Annotated in this window: 15 protein-coding genes and 1 tRNA gene; 2 read left to right on the forward strand and 14 right to left on the reverse strand. The window is 58.1% G+C overall.

From position 1 onward, the window contains the following. Positions 1–43: 43 nt before the first annotated feature. The 3 genes from fusA to rpsL form a co-directional block, all read right to left on the reverse strand. Positions 44–2,143, reverse strand: coding sequence for an elongation factor G (fusA, locus tag JNB91_RS27235; protein WP_220328607.1), 2,100 nt, complete (start codon positions 2,141–2,143; stop codon positions 44–46). A gap of 33 nt (positions 2,144–2,176) precedes the next feature. Continuing rightward, entirely contained in the window at positions 2,177–2,647 is a 471-nt protein-coding gene (gene rpsG, locus JNB91_RS27240; protein ID WP_220328608.1) for a 30S ribosomal protein S7, read from the reverse strand. An 88-nt stretch (positions 2,648–2,735) separates the two neighbouring features. Next, the gene (gene rpsL, locus JNB91_RS27245; protein WP_003547537.1) at positions 2,736–3,107 is read right to left on the reverse strand and encodes a 30S ribosomal protein S12; all 372 of its coding nucleotides are present in this window, start codon (positions 3,105–3,107) and stop codon (positions 2,736–2,738) included. A 485-nt stretch (positions 3,108–3,592) separates the two neighbouring features. On the opposite strand from rpsL, the gene JNB91_RS27250 reads away from it, so the two are divergent. Next, positions 3,593–3,883 (forward strand): transcriptional regulator, encoded by a 291-nt coding sequence (locus JNB91_RS27250; protein WP_112509925.1) that lies wholly within the window; start codon positions 3,593–3,595, stop codon positions 3,881–3,883. A 58-nt stretch (positions 3,884–3,941) separates the two neighbouring features. Here JNB91_RS27250 and JNB91_RS27255 read toward each other — a convergent pair whose 3' ends face one another. The 11 genes from JNB91_RS27255 to JNB91_RS27305 all read right to left on the reverse strand — a co-directional run bounded on the left by JNB91_RS27255 (position 3,942) and on the right by JNB91_RS27305 (position 19,087). Further along, complete coding sequence (locus JNB91_RS27255; RefSeq protein ID WP_220328609.1) at positions 3,942–5,003, reverse strand: cytochrome-c peroxidase; 1,062 nt, start codon at positions 5,001–5,003, stop codon at positions 3,942–3,944. A gap of 162 nt (positions 5,004–5,165) precedes the next feature. Next, positions 5,166–9,374, reverse strand: a complete 4,209-nt coding sequence (rpoC, locus tag JNB91_RS27260; protein ID WP_220328610.1) for a DNA-directed RNA polymerase subunit beta' — start codon at positions 9,372–9,374, stop codon at positions 5,166–5,168. Between the two features lie 179 nt (positions 9,375–9,553). Then, positions 9,554–13,693 carry a DNA-directed RNA polymerase subunit beta gene (gene rpoB, locus JNB91_RS27265; RefSeq protein WP_220328611.1) on the reverse strand — a complete coding sequence of 1,380 codons (4,140 nt, stop codon included), beginning with the start codon at positions 13,691–13,693 and terminating at the stop codon, positions 9,554–9,556. A gap of 249 nt (positions 13,694–13,942) precedes the next feature. Then, a complete protein-coding gene (rplL, locus tag JNB91_RS27270; RefSeq protein ID WP_093004525.1) occupies positions 13,943–14,320 on the reverse strand; it encodes a 50S ribosomal protein L7/L12 in 378 nt (125 codons plus the stop codon). 57 nt (positions 14,321–14,377) lie between these two features. Next, on the reverse strand, positions 14,378–14,896 hold the full coding sequence (gene rplJ, locus JNB91_RS27275; protein ID WP_220328612.1) for a 50S ribosomal protein L10: 519 nt from the start codon (positions 14,894–14,896) through the stop codon (positions 14,378–14,380). Between the two features lie 377 nt (positions 14,897–15,273). Continuing rightward, positions 15,274–15,972, reverse strand: a complete 699-nt coding sequence (gene rplA / locus JNB91_RS27280) for a 50S ribosomal protein L1 (protein ID WP_220328613.1) — start codon at positions 15,970–15,972, stop codon at positions 15,274–15,276. Between the two features lies 1 nt (position 15,973). Then, positions 15,974–16,405: a 50S ribosomal protein L11 gene (rplK, locus tag JNB91_RS27285; RefSeq protein WP_112459116.1), complete on the reverse strand. Its 432-nt coding sequence runs from the start codon at positions 16,403–16,405 to the stop codon at positions 15,974–15,976. Positions 16,406–16,576: 171 nt separating this feature from the next. Beyond that, the gene (nusG, locus tag JNB91_RS27290; protein WP_183998310.1) at positions 16,577–17,107 is read right to left on the reverse strand and encodes a transcription termination/antitermination protein NusG; all 531 of its coding nucleotides are present in this window, start codon (positions 17,105–17,107) and stop codon (positions 16,577–16,579) included. A 15-nt stretch (positions 17,108–17,122) separates the two neighbouring features. After that, positions 17,123–17,323, reverse strand: a complete 201-nt coding sequence (secE, locus tag JNB91_RS27295; protein ID WP_112459118.1) for a preprotein translocase subunit SecE — start codon at positions 17,321–17,323, stop codon at positions 17,123–17,125. Between the two features lie 189 nt (positions 17,324–17,512). After that, positions 17,513–17,588 (reverse strand) — tRNA-Trp (locus JNB91_RS27300). 113 nt (positions 17,589–17,701) lie between these two features. Further along, positions 17,702–19,087: a capsule biosynthesis protein gene (locus tag JNB91_RS27305; RefSeq protein ID WP_220328614.1), complete on the reverse strand. Its 1,386-nt coding sequence runs from the start codon at positions 19,085–19,087 to the stop codon at positions 17,702–17,704. A gap of 376 nt (positions 19,088–19,463) precedes the next feature. On the opposite strand from JNB91_RS27305, the gene JNB91_RS27310 reads away from it, so the two are divergent. Next, the coding region (locus JNB91_RS27310) for a capsular biosynthesis protein (RefSeq protein WP_346269404.1) at positions 19,464–20,308 on the forward strand (845 nt) is incomplete at its 3' end.

Consider the following 20,308-nt stretch of genomic DNA (forward strand, 5'->3'; position numbering starts at 1 on the left):
CCCGGCTTTAAAGACCGGGGCGTAGTCTGGTTCGGTGAACCGATTACTTCTGGCCGGAATACTTGGCCTGAATTTCGGTCGCAACGTTCGACGGAACCGGTGCGTAGTGATCGAAGGTCATCGAGTACTGCGCGCGGCCCTGAGACATGGAGCGCAGGTTGTCGACGTACTTGAACATGTTGGCGAGCGGGACGTGAGCGTTGATCACGATCGCAATGCCGCGCTGTTCCTGACCCTGGATCTGGCCACGACGGGAGTTCAGGTCGCCGATAACGTCACCGACATAGTCTTCCGGCGTTACGACTTCGACCTTCATCATCGGCTCGAGAAGCTGTGCACCAGCCTTCTTTGCTGCTTCACGGAAGCAGGCACGCGATGCGATTTCGAAGGCGAGGACCGAGGAGTCAACGTCGTGGAAGGCACCATCGATGAGGGTAGCCTTGACGCCGAGCATCGGGAAGCCAGCGAGCGGACCAGAAGACAGAACGCTTTCGATACCCTTCTGAACGCCCGGGATGTATTCCTTCGGAACAGCACCACCGACGATCTTGGATTCGAACTTGAAGTCTTCGCCTTCCGGGTTCGGTTCGAAGATGATCTTGACGCGCGCGAACTGACCGGTACCACCGGACTGCTTCTTGTGCGTGTAGTCTTCTTCGTGCAGCTTCGTGATGGTTTCGCGGTAGGCAACCTGCGGAGCACCGACGTTGGCTTCAACCTTGAACTCGCGACGCATACGGTCAACGAGAATGTCGAGGTGAAGTTCGCCCATGCCGGCGATGATCGTCTGGCCGGATTCCTGGTCGGTCTTGACGCGGAAGGACGGGTCTTCAGCAGCGAGGCGATTGAGCGCGAGGCCCATCTTTTCCTGGTCGCCCTTGGACTTCGGCTCGATCGCGATCTGGATGACCGGTTCCGGGAATTCCATGCGCTCAAGGATAACCGGCTTCAGCGGATCGCAGAGCGTATCGCCAGTGGTGGTTTCCTTGAGGCCGGCCAGAGCAACGATGTCACCAGCAAAGGCTTCATCGATATCTTCACGGCTGTTGGAGTGCATCTGCAGCATACGGCCGACGCGCTCGCGCTTGTCCTTGACCGTGTTGATGACCGACGAACCCTTTTCGAGCTTGCCGGAATAGATGCGTGCGAAGGTCAGCGAACCGACGAAGGGGTCGTTCATGATCTTGAACGCGAGCATGGAAAGCGGCTCGGCGTCGTCAGCATGACGTTCGATCTCTTCTTCGGTCTTGAAGTCGATGCCCTTGATCGCCGGAATGTCGATCGGCGACGGCAGGTAGTCGACAACTGCGTCGAGAAGCGGCTGAACGCCCTTGTTCTTGAACGCGGTACCGCAGAACATCGGGTGGAACTTCACGTCGATGGTGCCGCGGCGAACGAGTTCGCGGATCTTGTCGTTGTCCGGCAGGTCGCCGTTCAGGTAGGCTTCCATCGCTTCTTCGTCGATCTCGACAACGGTCTCGATCAGCTTTTCACGATATTCGGCAGCCTTTTCCTTCAGGTCTTCCGGGATCTCGACAACGTCCCAGGCAGCGCCCAGGGACTCATCGCGCCATACGAGCGCGTTCATCTCGATCAGGTCGACAACGCCCTTGAACTCGGACTCTGCGCCGATCGGGAGCTGCATGACAACTGCGGTGGCGCCAAGACGGGTCTTGATCATCTCAACCGAGCGGTAGAAGTCCGCGCCGGTCTTGTCCATCTTGTTGCAGAAGATCATGCGCGGGACGTTGTACTTCTCAGCCTGACGCCAGACGGTTTCCGTCTGCGGCTCTACGCCGGCGTTGGCATCGAGAAGAGCGACCGCACCGTCGAGCACGCGCAGCGAACGTTCGACTTCGATGGTGAAGTCAACGTGGCCGGGGGTGTCGATGATGTTGAAGCGGCGCATCTTGCCGTCACGGCCCTTCCAGAAGGTCGTGGTGGCAGCGGAGGTGATCGTGATGCCACGCTCCTGCTCCTGCTCCATCCAGTCCATGGTGGCAGCGCCGTCATGAACTTCACCGATCTTGTGCGACTTACCGGTGTAATAAAGAATACGCTCGGTGGTCGTGGTCTTGCCGGCGTCGATATGCGCCATGATACCGAAGTTGCGGTAGTCTTCGATTTTATATTCGCGAGCCATAATGACTGCCTTTCGAAATTCGATCGGTTAAGATTACCAGCGATAGTGCGAGAATGCGCGGTTCGCGTCTGCCATCTTGTGCGTGTCTTCACGCTTCTTGACGGCCGAGCCACGGTTGTTTGCGGCATCCATGAGTTCGCCCGAGAGACGATCGATCATGGTGGTTTCGTTGCGCTTGCGGGCTGCAGTGATGAGCCAACGGATGGCGAGTGCCTGGCGGCGTTCCGGACGCACGTCAACCGGAACCTGATAGGTGGCACCACCAACGCGGCGCGAGCGAACTTCAACATGCGGCGCGACATTGTCGAGTGCCGAATGGAAGATGCTCAGCGGGTCGGCCTTTGCTTTGCCCTGAACAGCGTCGAATGCGCCGTAAACAATGCTTTCAGCCACGGACTTCTTGCCGTGGAGCATGATGGCATTCATGAACTTGGTGACGATCAGATCGCCGAACTTCGGGTCCGGGTTGATCTCACGCTTCTCTGCACGATGGCGTCTGGACATACTAATCTCGTCTCTTAAACGTTACGGGCGCTTTAACACGCGGAGAACCTCGCGCAGCGCCGGATTGATGAAGGCAAAGTCCGAAGGATTACTTCGGACGCTTTGCACCGTACTTCGAACGGCGCTGCTTACGGTTCTTGACACCCTGGGTATCGAGAACGCCGCGGATGATGTGGTAACGAACGCCCGGCAAGTCCTTTACGCGGCCGCCACGGATCATGACGACAGAGTGTTCCTGCAGGTTGTGGCCTTCACCCGGAATGTAACCGATGACTTCGAAGCCATTGGTCAGACGGATCTTGGCAACCTTACGCAGAGCCGAGTTCGGCTTCTTCGGGGTCGTGGTGTAGACGCGGGTGCAGACGCCGCGCTTCTGCGGGTTTTCCTGCAGAGCAGGAACCTTATTGCGCTTTACGTTTGCCTGACGCGGCTTACGGATCAGCTGGTTTACGGTAGGCATATACCCATCCCTTGCAAAATCTTCTTCAAAGGCCCTTTGGGGACCTCGCGATGCCGTTTCCGGCAGAAACACCCACATTCCTCAAGCACAAACGTGGCCCGATCCCGTTTTCGGATGGACCACGGAAGACAGAGGACGCATTATTCATGCGTCGTGCGTGCAACATTCATGTAGTCTACGTGCGTTTTAGGAGCCTGTTTGAGACGTATTGCAGAGTGTAGTCACACTGCAACCTTGAGCCTCACATGGCTTCCGATGCGGGGGCGTTTACTGTTTTAACCCTTCTGCGTCAAGGGCCGGGGCGAAAATAGTGGCGCAAAGCCAGGTTCTGCGGGCCTTGTGAACACAAACCGGGGAGATCCCCCTCGCCTTTCGTAACGATTGCCGATTGTGTTTGGGAATCGCCTGACACAAGTCTAAGGGAAGATGGAACTTTCATTGCCCGGCCGTCTTCGTATCCCGATGGCCTTATTCAGGAGAATATCATGATTTCGCCCGCCGACAACGACAACAGCGACGATCCGATGGTGTTCATCATCATCGGCAAGGGATATGAGGTGAAGGGCGGCGAAGGCGTCGAGCTGCACATCATGCTCAAGGCGCCGGACGACGATTCGGCTGTGCGCGAAGCGCTGAACGCGCTTTCCGAAGAGGGCTTCCTGGAGGCGGATCTCGACCAGATCGGCGTCATGCAGGAAGAGCCGCCGGAAGAGCCGCACGCCTCCGCCTATCAGGGCGCGCTGGAAGGCGAAGTCGCCATCATCCGTTTCGACTGAAAGCACGAAGACCGCGCCGGATGCCGGCGCGGTCTTCTTTTCCTATTTGCGATCAGCCTCAATTCGCTGGCATGATCTGGCTAACCGGTTTCGGCGTCGTTGCGGTTTCGGCCGGCAGTATCGGATAGGTCACATCCGGCGCCTTGCCCGTCAGGCTATCCAAGAACGCGACAATCAGATCGACATCCTTGTCTTCAAGCGTTTCACCCAGCTGTGCCGTGCCCATGATGGCGACCGCTTGTTTCAAATCCCAGACTTTGCCGGAATGGAAGTAGGGAGCAGTCAGTGCGATGTTGCGCAGAGGTGCGGCACGGAAGACGTAGCTGTCGTCCGCCGTCTTTGTCACCGCAAAGCGACCCTTGTCATTTTCCGGCAAGACATCTGCACCGGGCTTTTCGATCAAGCCAAACGGATAATAGCCCTCCCCGCCGACATTGATGCCGGCATGGCAGGAGGCACAGCCTTTATCCATGAACAGTTGCAGGCCCTGCTGCGCGTCTGCCGTCAGGGCTTCATCGTCACCGTTGAGGAATGAGTCGAATGGGGCCGGCGTGATCAGCGTTGCCTCAAAGGCTTCGATCGCCATGGCGAAATTGTCGAAGGTAACCGGATCTGCCTCACCCGGGAAAGCAGCCTTGAACCACTCTACATATTGCGGCATCGATTTCAGCGTCGCCACCACCTGGCCGGGCGTATTAGCCATTTCGACACCGGCCTGAACCGGCCCCTTGGCCTGAGCCTTCAGGTCTTCGGCGCGACCGTCCCAGAACTGGGCGATATTGAAAACAGCGTTGAAAACCGTCGGTGAGTTACGTGGCCCCTTCTGCCAGCCGTGACCGATCGAGGTCTCCAGATTGTCATCACCGCCGGTGCCGAGGTTGTGGCAGGAATTGCAGGAAAAGACGCCGGATGCGGACATGCGCGGGTCAAAGAACAACGCCTTGCCCAAAGCGATCTTTTCCGGAGTGATCTTGTTGCCCTTTACTGCCGGAACGGTCGAAGGCAGCGGCTTGAACAATTCCTGCGCCTGTTGTCTCAGTTCAGTGGGGTTGGGATCAGCAGCATAAGCAGTCGTTGCCAAGAGTAGACAGGCAGCGACGGAAGTCATTAGCCGTTTCATTCGAGCCTCCATCTTCATCGAATTCAGGAAGCTTAGAACGGCTCCAGATTGGCGCCTTGTCTTCGATCAACACTTTAGAATTAGTCAAAATAAAAACGCCCGGATTGCTCCGGGCGTTTTTGAATGCGTCGCGAAAACAGGAGGAAATCCCCCTCGCCTGCCTTATTCGGCAGGCGTGTTTTCCGGGTTCAGGTTCTGCAGCATCGGCGTTGCCGAGTCTGCACCAGTGCCCTTCTTGCGCTCGTCCAGGATCAGGTCGTCGCGCGTGGTGGCGATACGACGGATCTGGGTCATGGTACCGCCGGTACCGGCCGGGATCAGACGGCCGACGATGACGTTTTCCTTCAGACCCTGCAGCGTGTCGATCTTGCCGGCGATTGCAGCTTCCGTGAGAACCTTGGTGGTTTCCTGGAAGGATGCAGCCGAGATGAACGACGGCGTCTGCAGCGATGCCTTGGTGATACCGAGCAGAACCGGCTCGCCATAGGCAGGCTTCTTGCCTTCTTCGATCAGCGCGTCGTTGGCATCTTCGAGCTCGATCCGGTCGACATTGTCACCGACGATGTACTGGCTGTCGCCAGCATCGGTGATCTCGACCTTCTGAAGCATCTGACGAACGATGACTTCGATGTGCTTGTCGTTGATGACAACGCCCTGCAGACGGTAGACTTCCTGGATTTCATTCACGAGGTAGGAAGCGAGTGCTTCCACGCCCTTGATCGCCAGGATGTCGTGCGGCGCAGGATTGCCGTCGAGGATGTAGTCACCCTTTTCGATGTAGTCGCCATCCTGAAGATGGAAGGGCTTGCCCTTCGGGATCAGGTATTCGACCGCTTCGACACCGTCTTCCGCCGGCTCGATCATGACGCGACGCTTGTTCTTGTAGTCGCGGCCGAGGCGGATCGTACCATCGATCTCAGCGATGATGGCGTGGTCCTTCGGACGACGAGCTTCGAACAGTTCTGCGACGCGCGGCAGACCACCGGTGATGTCCTTGGTCTTGGCGCTTTCCATCGGGATACGTGCAAGCACGTCACCCTGGGCGATCTTCTGGCCCGGCTCGACGGAGAGGATCGCTTCGACCGACAGGTTGAAGCGAGCTTCGCCACCACGCGACAGCTTCATGATCTGACCAGAAGCGTCCTTGATGACGATTGCCGGCTTCAGATCAGCACCGCGAGGCGTCGAGCGCCAATCGATGACCTGACGCTTGGTGATACCGGTGGATTCGTCGGTCGATTCCAGAACCGAGATGCCGTCGACGACATCTTCGAACGAAACAGTACCGGCGACTTCCGTCATCATCGGGCGTGTATACGGGTCCCACTCTGCCAGACGCTGACCGCGACGAACCTTGTCGCCGTCATCGACGTGGATCTTCGAACCGTAAGCGACGCGCTGCGAGGAACGCTCGACACCGCGCTCGTCGAGAATGGTGATGGCCATGTTACGGCCCATCGCAACGAGAACGTTTTCCGAGTTCCGCAGCATGTTGCGGTTCTTGATCAGGATCGTACCTTCATACGACGCTTCCAGGAACGACTGGTCAACCACGTTAGCCGTACCACCCAAGTGGAACGTACGCATGGTCAGCTGAGTGCCCGGCTCACCGATCGACTGAGCGGCGATGACGCCGACTGCTTCGCCCATGTTGACCGGCGTACCGCGAGCAAGGTCACGGCCGTAGCAGACAGAGCAGACGCCCGTCTGTACCGCGCAGGTCAGTGCGGAGCGAATACGGATCGACTGGATGCCAGCCTTCTCGATTTCGATGACATCCGGCTCAAGGATCATCTTGCCGGCGTCTACGATACGATCGCCGGTGACCGGATGATCGATATTGTCGAGAGCCGTACGACCGAGAACGCGGGCGCCGATGGAGGCAACAACCTGACCGGCATCAACGATGGCAGTCATGGTGAGGCCGGTATCGGTACCGCAATCCACGAGATTGACGATGCAATCCTGCGCCACGTCGACGAGACGACGGGTCAGGTAACCGGAGTTAGCCGTCTTCAAGGCGGTGTCTGCCAGCCCCTTACGGGCACCGTGGGTCGAGTTGAAGTACTCGTTAACGGTCAGGCCTTCCTTGAAGTTCGAGATGATCGGGGTCTCGATGATTTCACCCGACGGCTTCGCCATCAGGCCGCGCATGCCGCCCAGCTGGCGCATCTGGTTCGGAGAACCACGGGCACCGGAGTGGGACATCATGTAGATCGCGTTCATCGGCTTCTGGCGACCGGTCTCGGCGTCGAATTCGACGGCCTTAATGCGGGCCATCATGTCTTCGGCGACCTTTTCGGTTGCCTTGCCCCAGGCGTCGACGACCTTGTTGTACTTTTCGCCCTGAGTGATCAGGCCGTCATTGTACTGCTGCTCGTATTCCTTCACGAGAGCTTCGGTGTCACCGACGATCTTCACCTTCGAATCCGGGATGATCATGTCGTCCTTGCCGAACGAAATGCCGGCGCGGCAAGCATGGGTGAAGCCGAGCTGCATGATCCGGTCGCAGAAGATGACCGTGTCCTTCTGACCGCAATGACGGTAGACCGTGTCGATCATCTTGGAGATGTTCTTCTTGGTCATTTCCTGGTTGCAGGTCTCGAACGGCACGTTGACGTTCTTCGGCAGAAGTTCGCCGATGATCAGACGGCCAGGCGTCGTGTCGTAGATCTTGGAAACCAACTTGCCGTCGGCATCCATGGTCTTGAAGCGACCCTTGATCTTGGAATGCAGCGTGACGACCTTGTTTTCCAGCGCATGGTGCAGTTCGCCCATGTCGGAGAAGGCCATGCCTTCGCCCGGCTCGCGCTCGTTCATGATCGACAGATAGTACAGGCCGAGAACCATGTCCTGCGACGGAACGATAATCGGTGCACCGTTTGCCGGATGCAGGATGTTGTTCGTCGACATCATCAGGACGCGGGCTTCGAGCTGAGCTTCGAGCGACAGCGGCACGTGAACAGCCATCTGGTCACCGTCGAAGTCGGCGTTGAAGGCCGTGCAGACGAGCGGATGCAGCTGGATCGCCTTGCCTTCAACCAGGGTCGGTTCGAAGGCCTGGATGCCCAGACGGTGCAGCGTCGGTGCGCGGTTCAAGAGAACCGGATGCTCGCGGATGACCTCGTCGAGGATATCCCAGACTTCCGGCTTTTCCTTTTCAACCAGCTTCTTGGCCTGCTTGACGGTGGACGAGAAGCCCTTGGCGTCAAGACGGGCGTAGATGAACGGCTTGAACAGTTCGAGCGCCATCTTCTTCGGCAGGCCGCATTGATGCAGCTTCAGTTCCGGACCGGTCACGATGACCGAACGGCCGGAATAGTCGACGCGCTTGCCGAGAAGGTTCTGACGGAAGCGGCCCTGCTTGCCCTTGAGCATGTCGGACAGCGACTTCAGCGGACGCTTGTTGGCGCCGGTGATGACGCGGCCACGGCGGCCGTTGTCGAACAGCGCGTCTACAGATTCCTGCAGCATGCGCTTTTCGTTACGGATGATGATGCCCGGAGCGCGCAGTTCGATCAGGCGCTTCAGACGGTTGTTACGGTTGATGACGCGGCGGTACAGATCGTTCAGGTCGGACGTCGCGAAACGGCCGCCATCGAGCGGAACGAGCGGGCGCAGATCCGGCGGAATGACCGGAACGACCTTCATGATCATCCATTCCGGGCGGTTGCCGGACTCGATGAAGTTCTCGACGATCTTCAGACGCTTCATAAACTTCTTCTGCTTCAGTTCAGAAGTCGTTTCAGCAAGGTCCGAACGCAGGTCGCCGGCGATCTTTTCGAGGTTCATCGAAGCGAGCATCTCGTAGATGGCTTCCGCGCCGATCATCGCCGTGAACTGGTCTTCACCATATTCGTCGATGGCGAGCATGTACTCTTCTTCGGAGAGAAGCTGGTTCTCCTTGAGAGCAGTCAGGCCCGGCTCGGTGACGATGTAGTTCTCGAAATAGAGAACGCGCTCGACATCCTTCAGCGTCATGTCGAGCAGGGTCGAGATGCGCGAAGGAAGCGACTTCAGGAACCAGATATGGGCAACGGGAGCAGCGAGCTCGATATGGCCCATGCGCTCACGGCGAACGCGCGACAGCGTAACTTCAACGCCGCACTTTTCGCAGATGATGCCCTTGTACTTCATGCGCTTGTACTTGCCGCACAGGCATTCGTAGTCCTTGATCGGGCCAAAGATACGCGCGCAGAAAAGACCGTCACGTTCCGGCTTGAACGTACGGTAGTTGATGGTCTCCGGCTTTTTGATTTCGCCATAGGACCAGGAGAGAATCTTCTCGGGGGACGCGATCGAAATACGGATCGAGTCAAAGTGCTGCGCAGGCATCTGCGGATTGAAAAGGTTCATGACCTCTTGGTTCATGCCTATCTCCTTTGGGGCGAAGAGCCCTCGGCTTGCGACAGTGCCATCCGGTTCCCGCGATGGATGGTCTGTCACGTCAGTACGGTGCTAGCCGCAAAATGCGGCAAAACTTTCCCTGTCACCCGGCGGGACCGGTGCAGGGAGCGGCGCGCGCGAAATTGCGCGCGCCTCCTTGACGATTATTCGGCTGCGTCCGGCAGCTGACCTTCGGCAGGCAACTCGACCTTCGAGTTTTCCAGCTCGACCGACAGACCGAGCGAGCGCATTTCCTTGACGAGAACGTTGAAGCTCTCCGGAATGCCCGCTTCGAACGTGTCGTCGCCACGGACGATCGCTTCGTAGACCTTGGTACGGCCGGCCACGTCGTCCGACTTCACGGTCAGCATTTCCTGCAGGGTGTAGGCAGCGCCATAGGCTTCCAGAGCCCAGACTTCCATTTCCCCGAAGCGCTGGCCACCGAACTGCGCCTTACCACCGAGCGGCTGCTGGGTGACGAGCGAGTACGGACCGATCGAACGTGCGTGGATCTTGTCGTCGACAAGGTGGTTCAGCTTGATCATGTACATGTAGCCGACAGTGACCTTGCGGTCGAAGGGCTCACCGGTACGACCATCGTACAGAACCGACTGACCGCTTTCGTGCAGGCCTGCCTTCTTCAGCATCGAAGCAACGTCCGGCTCATGCGCACCGTCGAAGACCGGCGTTGCGATGGAGACGCCCTTGCGGGACTGTTCGGCAAGCTTGACGAGCGCGTCGTCGTCGAAGTGAGCCACTTCGTCCTTCGCCTCGCTGGAATACACGTCCGTCAGAACCGTCTTCAGGTTCGTGATGTCCATGGTCTTGCGATACTCGTCGAGCATCTCGCCGATCTTCTTACCCATGCCGGCGCAAGCCCAGGCAAGGTGGGTTTCGAGGATCTGACCGACGTTCATACGCGACGGAACACCGAGCGGGTTCAAGCAGATGTCGACATGGGTACCGTCTTCGAGGAACGGCATGTCTTCGATCGGCACGATACGCGAGACAACGCCCTTGTTACCGTGACGGCCGGCCATCTTGTCGCCCGGCTGGATCTTGCGCTTCACAGCGACGAAGACCTTGACCATCTTCATGACGCCCGGAGGCATTTCATCGCCGCGCTGGACCTTTTCGACCTTGTCCATGAAGCGATGCTCGAGCAGCGACTTGGACTCATCGTACTGGGCACGAAGCGCTTCGATCTCGCCCTGGACCTTTTCGTCCTCGACGGCGAACATCCACCACTGCGAGCGGGGATATTCGGAAACGACAGCGTTGGAGAGCTCGACGCCCTTCTTGAAGCCCTTCGGACCGGCAACAGACATCTGGCCACGCAGCATATCGACCAGGCGGCTGTAGACGTTACGGTCGAGGATCGCCTGTTCGTCGTCGCGGTCCTTGGCGAGGCGTTCGATTTCCTCACGCTCGATCGCCATCGCACGCTCGTCCTTTTCGACGCCGTGACGGTTGAAGACGCGAACTTCGACGATCGTGCCGAACGTGCCCGGAGGCATGCGCATGGACGTGTCGCGGACGTCGGAAGCCTTTTCACCGAAGATCGCGCGCAGAAGCTTTTCTTCCGGCGTCATCGGGCTTTCGCCCTTCGGCGTGATCTTGCCGACGAGGATGTCGCCAGGAGCAACTTCCGCACCGATGTAGACGATACCGGCTTCGTCGAGGTTCTTCAGCGCTTCTTCCGAAACGTTCGGAATGTCGCGGGTGATTTCTTCCGGACCAAGCTTCGTATCGCGGGCTGCGACTTCGAATTCCTCGATGTGGATGGAGGTGAACACGTCGTCAGCGACGATGCGTTCAGACATCAAGATCGAGTCTTCGTAGTTGTAGCCGTTCCAAGGCATGAACGCGACGAGCGCGTTACGGCCGAGTGCCAAGTCACCGAGATCCGTGGACGGACCGTCAGCAATGATGTCACCGCGGTTCAGAACGTCGCCAACGGCGACCAGCGGACGCTGGTTGACGCAGGTGTTCTGGTTGGAACGCTGGAACTTCTGCAGGCGGTAGATGTCAACACCAGACTTGCCGGCATCGAGATCTTCCGTAGCACGGATAACGATACGCGTCGCATCGACCTGGTCGACCACGCCGCCACGACGGGCAGCAATAGCAGCACCGGAGTCACGCGCAACAACCGGTTCCATGCCGGTACCGACGAACGGAGCTTCGGCGCGAACCAGCGGAACGGCCTGACGCTGCATGTTCGAGCCCATGAGAGCGCGGTTGGCGTCGTCGTTTTCGAGGAACGGGATCAGAGCGGCAGCAACCGAAACCAGCTGCTTCGGCGAAACGTCCATCAGGTTGATGGTGTCGCGCGGGGACAGCATGACTTCGCCGGCATGACGGCAAACCACGAACTCTTCAACGAAGGCGCCTTCGGCGGTCAGCTCGGAGTTGGCCTGAGCCACGTAATACTTGGCCTCTTCCATCGCGGAGAGGTAGATCACGTCCTTGGTGACGACGCCGTCAACGATCTTGCGATACGGGCTTTCGATGAAGCCATACTTGTTGACGCGGGCAAAGGTGGCCAGCGAGTTGATCAGACCGATGTTCGGGCCTTCCGGCGTTTCGATCGGGCAAATACGGCCGTAGTGGGTCGGGTGAACGTCGCGGACTTCGAAGCCTGCGCGCTCGCGGGTCAGACCACCCGGGCCAAGAGCCGAAAGACGGCGCTTGTGGGTGATTTCCGAAAGCGGGTTCACCTGGTCCATGAACTGCGACAGCTGCGAGGAGCCGAAGAATTCGCGAACGGCAGCAGCAGCCGGCTTGGCGTTGATCAGGTCCTGCGGCATGACGGTGTCGATTTCGATCGACGACATGCGTTCCTTGATCGCGCGCTCCATGCGAAGCAGGCCGAGACGGTACTGGTTTTCCATCAGCTCGCCGACAGAACGAACACGGCGGTTGCCGAGGTTGTCGATGTCGTCGATCTCGCCCTTGCCGTCGCGCAGTTCGACAAGCATCTTGACCACGGCCAGGATGTCGTCCTTGCGCAGAACGCGAACGGTGTCTTCAACCTGCAGGTCGAGACGCATGTTCATCTTGACGCGACCGACGGCGGACAAGTCGTAGCGCTCGGCGTCGAAGAACAGCGAGTTGAACATGGCTTCCGCAGATTCCATGGTCGGCGGTTCGCCCGGACGCATGACGCGGTAGATGTCGAACAGGGCGTCCTGACGGTTCTCGTTCTTATCCGCCGCAAGCGTGTTGCGGATGTAGGCGCCGACATTGATGTGGTCGATGCCGAGAACCGGGATCTCGTCGAAGCCAGCTTCGAGGATGATCGGCAGGGTCTTTTCGTCGATTTCGTCGCCGGCTTCGAGATAGATCTCGCCGGTCGAGTAGTTGACGATATCTTCCGCCAGATAGTTGCCGTAGAGGTCTTCGTCGGTCGCCTTCAAGGCCTTGAGGCCCTTTTCGGTCAGCTGACGGAGCAGACGCGGGGTCAGCTTCTTGCCTGCTTCAACGACGACTTCACCGGTATCGGCGTCGACCATCTCGGACAGAGCCTTGGCGCCCTTCAGCGTTTCGGCCTGGAACGGGATGCGCCAGCCATCGCCGGAACGCTCGTAGTTCGACTTCGTGTAGAAGGTCGACAGGATGTCTTCGCCGTCCATGCCGAGGGCCATCAGCAGCGACGAGACCGGAATCTTGCGGCGACGGTCGATACGGGCAAAGACGATGTCCTTGGCGTCGAATTCGATATCGAGCCAGGAACCGCGATACGGGATGACGCGAGCAGCAAAGAGCAGCTTGCCGGAAGAATGGCTCTTGCCCTTGTCGTGATCGAAGAAGACGCCCGGCGAACGGTGCATCTGGGACACGATAACGCGCTCGGTGCCATTCACGATGAACGTACCGTTATCCGTCATGAGCGGCATGTCGCCCATGTAGACGGACTGTTCCTTGATGTCCTTGATCGACTTCGCGCCCGTATCCTCGTCGATATCGAACACGATGAGGCGCAGCGTCACCTTCAGGGGTGCTGCATAGGTCAGGTCGCGCTGACGGCATTCCTCGACGTCGAACTTCGGCGGATCGAATTCGTAGGAAACGAATTCAAGCATCGAAGCGCCGGAGAAATCCGTGATCGGGAAGACAGACTTGAAGACCGCATTAAGGCCTTCGTCCGGACGGCCGCCCTTGGGCTCTTCTACCATCAGGAACTGGTCATAGGATGCCTTCTGAACCTCGATCAGGTTCGGCATCTCCGTGACTTCAGGAATTTTACCAAAAAACTTGCGTACGCGCCTGCGACCATTAAACGAAAGGGTCTGCTGAGCCATCGTCGCTCCTTCAAAATTGCATCCGGGCCTGCAACGGACGGCTATCGGAGGCCAACCGATATACCGTCGAACATGGGTCTCAATCTCGTCCCGCTTGCCGAGCCCCTAGGCCGGATTGCCTAGCGTTTCGGTGGAGACCATCCTCTTGAGAACCCATTACCCAGGACCCGTTTTCATACGGATCCTGGGTAATAAGTTCAGATGAAACGGGCGGGAGAGAAATAGGTTCTCTCCCGCCGCATTCCAGTATTACTTAACGTCGACCTTAGCGCCGGCGTCTTCGAGCTTCTTCTTGAGGTCAGCAGCTTCAGCCTTGGAAACAGCTTCCTTGACAGCCTTCGGAGCGCCTTCGACGAGGTCCTTGGCTTCCTTGAGGCCGAGGCCGGTGATGCCGCGGACTTCCTTGATGACGTTGATCTTGTTGGCGCCAGCGTCAACCAGGATAACGTCGAACTCGGTCTTTTCTTCTTCAGCAGCAGCCGGTGCGCCAGCGCCGCCAGCAGCAGCAACTGCTACCGGAGCAGCAGCGGAAACGCCCCACTTTTCTTCGAGAAGCTTGGAAAGCTCAGCAGCTTCCAGGACGGTCAGGGCCGAGAGGTCTTCAACGATCTTTGCGAGATCAGCCATTTTGTAGTTCCTTCTGTTCGGTTCGAACTGGTTTTAAATAAACAGCGAAGTTCCGCCTTACGCGGCTTCGTCCTTCTTGGCATATGCTGCAAACACGCGAGCAAGCTGACCTGCCGGTGCCTGTACGACGCCTGCGATGCGGGTAGCCGGGGTCTGAATCATACCCAGCAGCTTTGCACGCAGTTCGTCGAGCGAAGGCAGGGTCGCAAGCGACTTGACTGCATCCGCGTTCAGCGAGGTCGCACCCATGGCGCCACCGAGAACAACGATCTTGTCGTTGGTCTTGGCGAAATCCATGACGACCTTCGGAGCCGTAATCGGATCATCGCTGTAAGCGATGAGCGTCTGACCCTTGAACAGGTCAGACATCGATTCGGATTCCGTGCCCTGAAGAGCGATCTTGGCCAGACGGTTCTTCGCGACTTTGACGGTGCCGCCAGCAGCGCGCATCTTCGAACGAAAATCGTTCATCTGTGCGACTGTGACACCAGCATAGTGGGCCACGACAACCGAACCAGAAGCCTTGAAGACTTCGTTCAGCTCCGTGACAAATTCGCGCTTTTCCGCTCTTTCCACTGTCTGTCTCCAGTTGGTAGGACCGCAATCCTGCAAGTCCCACCGGGTTGCCTTTGCCTCAAACGATCTCGGGAGAGATCGCAAGTGGCGGTTGAGGATCCTGTCCCCCCGCACTGAAACCAAAGGCTCCAGGCACAAGGCACACTAGGCTCGAACCGAATATCGAAGCGCTATACGCACTTCCGAATTCTGGGTTCTTACCCGTCTCATGCAGGTCATTCGATTAAGGCATCATCCAGAAGGATTTCAGCCACCTGCAATCTCGGACAGGAATTCCGGATTTCTCCGGAAATCCCCTTCCCCAGGAACAAGCCCTTGGGTCGGGAATTCATGCAACCGAAGCCCAGAGAGAACTCTGAGCTTCGGAAATTCGATCATTAAGCAGCGGTGACCGACGACGGGTCGATCTTGACGCCCGGACCCATGGTCGAGGAGATCGCTACGCGCTTGACGTAGTTACCCTTGGCGCCAGCCGGCTTTGCCTTGACGACGGCGTCAGCGAAGGCCTTGATGTTTTCTTCGAGCGCCTTGGCGTCGAAGGAAGCCTTGCCGATGCCGGCGTGAACGATACCGGCCTTTTCGACGCGGAACTCGACAGCGCCGCCCTTGGAAGCCTTAACGGCACCAGCGACATCCATCGTAACCGTACCAACCTTCGGGTTCGGCATCATGCCACGCGGGCCGAGAACCTTACCGAGGCGACCGACGAGCGGCATCATGTCCGGGGTTGCGATGCAACGATCGAAGTCGATCTTGCCGCCCTGGACGATTTCCAGCAGGTCTTCTGCGCCGACGATGTCTGCGCCAGCAGCCTTGGCTTCGTCAGCCTTGGCGCCACGTGCGAAGACGGCAACGCGAACGTCGCGGCCGGTGCCGTTCGGCAGGTTGACAACGCCGCGAACCATCTGGTCGGCATGACGCGGGTCAACGCCGAGGTTCATCGCGATTTCAACGGTTTCGTCGAACTTGGCGGTTGCGCGTTCCTTGACCATCGAGATGGCGTCGGAAAGGGCTACGAGCTTGGTCGGATCAACGCCTTCGCGGATCTTCTGAATACGCTTTGCAAGCTTTGCCATGTTATGCCACCACTTCCAGGCCCATGGCGCGGGCAGAGCCCTCGATCATGGCCATTGCGCCTTCGATATCGGCAGCGTTGAGATCCTTCATCTTGGCTTCGGCGATCGACTTGATCTGAGCCTTGGTGAGGGTACCGGCCTTGCCGCCCTTACCAGGCGTCTTGGAACCGGAGGTGATCTTCGCTTCCTTCTTCAGCCAGTAGGAAACCGGCGGCTGCTTCATGACGAAGGTGAAGGACTTGTCTTGGTAATAGGTGATGACGACCGGGATCGGCATACCCTTTTCCATTTCCTGCGTGGCGGCATTGAACGCCTTGCAGAATTCCATGATGTTGATGCCACGCTGACCAAGCGCCGGGCCGATCGGCGGGGACGGGTTTGCCGATCCTGCCTTGACCTGAAGCTTGAGCTGGCCTGCTACTTTCTTAGCCATATCTCTCTGCCTTTCACTAACGGGGCGGTTTCCCGACCCAACTTGCCGGATCGCTCCGGCGGCTGCGGTTGCGTGGTCCGGATCATTGGAGCCCGGCTAAGACCCCTCACCTTCCACGCGGTTCGCGGCTTTCGCCGCGCGAGGCCCGACATGCGGGCCCCAACTTTAAAATCAGACCTTCTCGACCTGAGCGTATTCCAGCTCGACAGGGGTGGCGCGACCGAAGATCGAGACCTCGACCTTAAGGCGGGCACGCTCTTCGTCGACATCCTGAACCACACCGTTGAACGATGCGAACGGACCATCGGAAACACGAACCTGCTCGCCGATCTCGAAGGAGATCGAGGACTTCGGACGCTCGACGCCTTCCTGGACCTGACCGAGGATGCGCTCAGCTTCGAAGTCAGGGATCGGAACCGGCTTATTGTCGGAACCGAGGAAGCCCGTAACCTTGGGCGTATTCTTGATCAGGTGATAGGCTTCATCCGTCAGGTTGGCGCGAACAAGCACGTAACCCGGGAAGAACTTGCGCTCGCTATCGACCTTGCGGCCGCGGCGCACTTCCGTCACCTTTTCGGTCGGAACGAGAATCTTTTCGAACAGATGCTCAAGCCCCTTCTGGCGAGCCTTGTTCTCGATGTCGTCTGCGACCTTCTTCTCGAAGTTCGAATATGCGTGGACGATATACCAGCGTGCCGCCATCTTCACTCTCCAGTCTTAAACGCTGACGTTCAGGATCAGGCGCAAAAGCCAGCCCATCAACTGATCCGCCGCGAAGAAAAACAGGGCAGCAAAGACAACCATAACCAGAACCATAGCCGTGGAGATCGCAGTCTCGCGGCGGGACGGCCAAGTGATTTTCAGACCTTCGGAACGAACCTGCTTAAAGAACGTGACCGGATTGGTTTTGGATGCCATCGATTTTCCACGCAATTACGGCACGTAAAGCCGAACACGATCAGCCCCACGCACCGCGTGTCTGTTTTTCCCTACATAAACACCGCATCCTCTTTGCACAAGAGGAAAAACAATGCTCGATTAAATTTCGCCGAGCCACTCGGCACAGCCACGGCGGATCAATCATCCAGCCTGACGAGCTTTATTGAGTGGCAGGGGCAGCCGGGCTTGAACCGACGACCTGCGGTTTTGGAGACCGCCGCTCTACCAACTGAGCTATACCCCTTCGCCCTATCCGACTGCAAAATCACATTCGATTCCGCGTCGTCTTTAAGCTAGGCGCTCCCTTTACGGTGCGACGCCCGACTTGGCAAGTGTGTTTTTTTGTTTCCAGCACGTTCAATACGCATCGCCGCGCCGATCGCCGGCATCGACGGCTCGAACTGCCGCGAAGGCGGGTTCACTACCGCCGAGAATATCCCCGCCGGCCAGATCGATGGCTCCGGGCAGAATAGTCGAGGCACCCTTCTGCTCCTGCGCAAGGGGAAGACGCCGCCATGCCAGCCTGGGCGGCTGCGAGACATAGGCGTCCGGCTCGTTGACAAGCCCGCCCGTCACGCGATCGACAATCGTTGAAATCCCGAGTTTGCGGCCTTCGGGATGGTAAAAGTTGCCCTTTACCTGGATTGCCCCGGCCAGCGCCTTGATGAAACAGGCCAGAAGGCTGCGGTCGATTCGCTCCGGATGTCGCCAGAAACTATCCAGCCCGCCCTGATGCGTCAGTCCAGGGATATCGAATACCGCGGCACCCAGAACAATCGTCGGAACATCGGCGCGGAGACTATGGAGGCCGGTTGTCGAATTGACCACGATGGAACCGTGGCATTCGCGCAGGATTTCCGCGAGATTGCCTTTCTCGATGAAGGCAACGCGATTTTCGATTCGATACTTGGCGGCCAGCTGACCGACGACCTTGCGCCAACTCTCCAGATCGTTGTCGAGCGGATGCTGCTTGATGATCAGCCGACCGTTTTCAGGCGCGTGCCGCGAAAACGACTGCATGACCTGATCCAGCATTTGAGACAGATGCCGGTAAGGCGAGTTCGCGCGGATCTGGTAATCACTCTGGAGCTGCAGTGCGAGCAGGTAGTTTCGCTTCAGCTTATCGTCGAAATACCCCTCGGGCAGATCATGCCGTTCACGGAACATGCGCGGCAGCCAGGACAGATAATCGAATAGCGGATCGTAATATTTGTCCGATCGATAGAAAGGGAACATCATCCGGCCGAAATAAGCGACCAGATTGTAGATCACTTCATTCGTCGCTTCCTGCCCGAACGTGTGCGGATAGCGGTTCTTCAGATCCGGATCGGCGACCTTTGCTGCAATCTGGCGAATACGGTCAGGATCGTTGGGGAAATGGGAAAAGCGGCCCATGCCGTCACGCTCCAGCGTGATCCAGTCGGGTCGGAGATAGCCAAATTCAACCGCGTGACAGCGGACGCCGAGTCGCTTGGCGACGCGCGCGGCAAGCCGATGGTAAGGCAGGCGGTCGGCGTAATAGAGAATGTCCGTAATGCCTTCGCGCTTCAAAAGAGCGGCGAGATATCGCGGCCATGCCTTCAGCGTGCCGCGATAGTTGATCGCACCACGCTTGAACCAGTAGGCCTGATCACCAAAGGAGAAGTTCACCCTCCTCGTCTCCACGCCCCTGGCTTCGAACCCTTCGGAAAGTTCGCGCCAGAAAACCGAAGGAGGACCTTGCAGAAAGAGAACTTTGGTCATACGCGAGTCGGTACCTTCTAGACCGTGATGCGCCTAAAGATCAGACACAGAAAGCAGTGAGTTTCAGCTATTCATCGCCACGTGGCTGGAATTCTCATCAAACCCGTGGTGCCGTCAATGCAAATACGGTTTCAGGCTGTTAATTTCGTGTAAGCACTTTGATATGAAGACTCGTACTTTCCTCTTTCTTCAAGGCCCCGCCTCTCCCTTCTTCCGGCTTGTCGCGAACAGGCTGGAGGCCGCGGAAGCGCACGTCGAGCGCGTCGACTTCTGCCTTGGCGATATGATTTTCTGGTGGCCGAAAAGAGGCGTGTTCTTTCGAGGAGAAAAAAGCGAGTGGCCTGATTTCGTTGCAAATCTCATACGTCACCGCTCAGTGACCGACATCGTCATGCTCGGCGACGGCCGGGATTATCACGCCATGGCGGCTGAAATTGGCCAGGCTCTCGGCGTCAGGATCCACATTGTCGAGCATGGTTATCTGCGCCCGGATTGGCTGACCGTGGAACCTGACGGCATGTCTGCCCATTCACGTTTTCCACAGCAGGCGGAGGCGATCAGGATGCTGGCAGAAGGTGTATCGCCTGTGGCGCGCGGCGGCCTGTTTCGATCAAGCTTCCTCACCTACGCCCTCTACGATCTCGCCTACCATATTCCGAACGTGCTTTTCGGCCCCCTGATCCACCGCCATTACCGGACCCATGGTGCGGCCCATCCCGTCATCGAATATAGCGGCTGGATCAGGAAAGCATTGCTGGCCGGTTCGAGACGGAGGCAGGCGGAGAAGGCTATTGCGGCAGCCACCCAATCTGAGGCTGGGTCCAGCGCCCGCTTCTTCCTGTTTCCACTGCAATTGCCGGGTGATTATCAGATCATTCGCCACTCACCGGGCGGCGACTTGTTTTCTATCGTCGAGGCCGTGATCGCCTCCTTCGCCCGCCATGCAGACGCCAACAGCCGGCTTCTTTTCAAGGTTCACCCGATCGACAACGGCCTTTCGCGCTGGCCGCAAAGGATCGGCGATGCGGCCTTGCGACTGGGTGTCGGCAACCGGGTCTTTGTGGCTGATGGCGGCAATACCGATATGCTGATTGAAAAATCGGCAGGCGTCGTCACGGTCAACTCCACGGTAGGGCTTACGGCCCTCGGTCTTGTTCGGCCTGTCATTGCGCTCGGCTCGGCTATCTACGATGTCGAAGGCCTTACCTCGCAATCAACCCT

Origin of the sequence: Aliirhizobium wenxiniae (assembly GCF_019511445.1) — a bacterium.
GTDB lineage: Bacteria > Pseudomonadota > Alphaproteobacteria > Rhizobiales > Rhizobiaceae > Neorhizobium > Neorhizobium wenxiniae_A.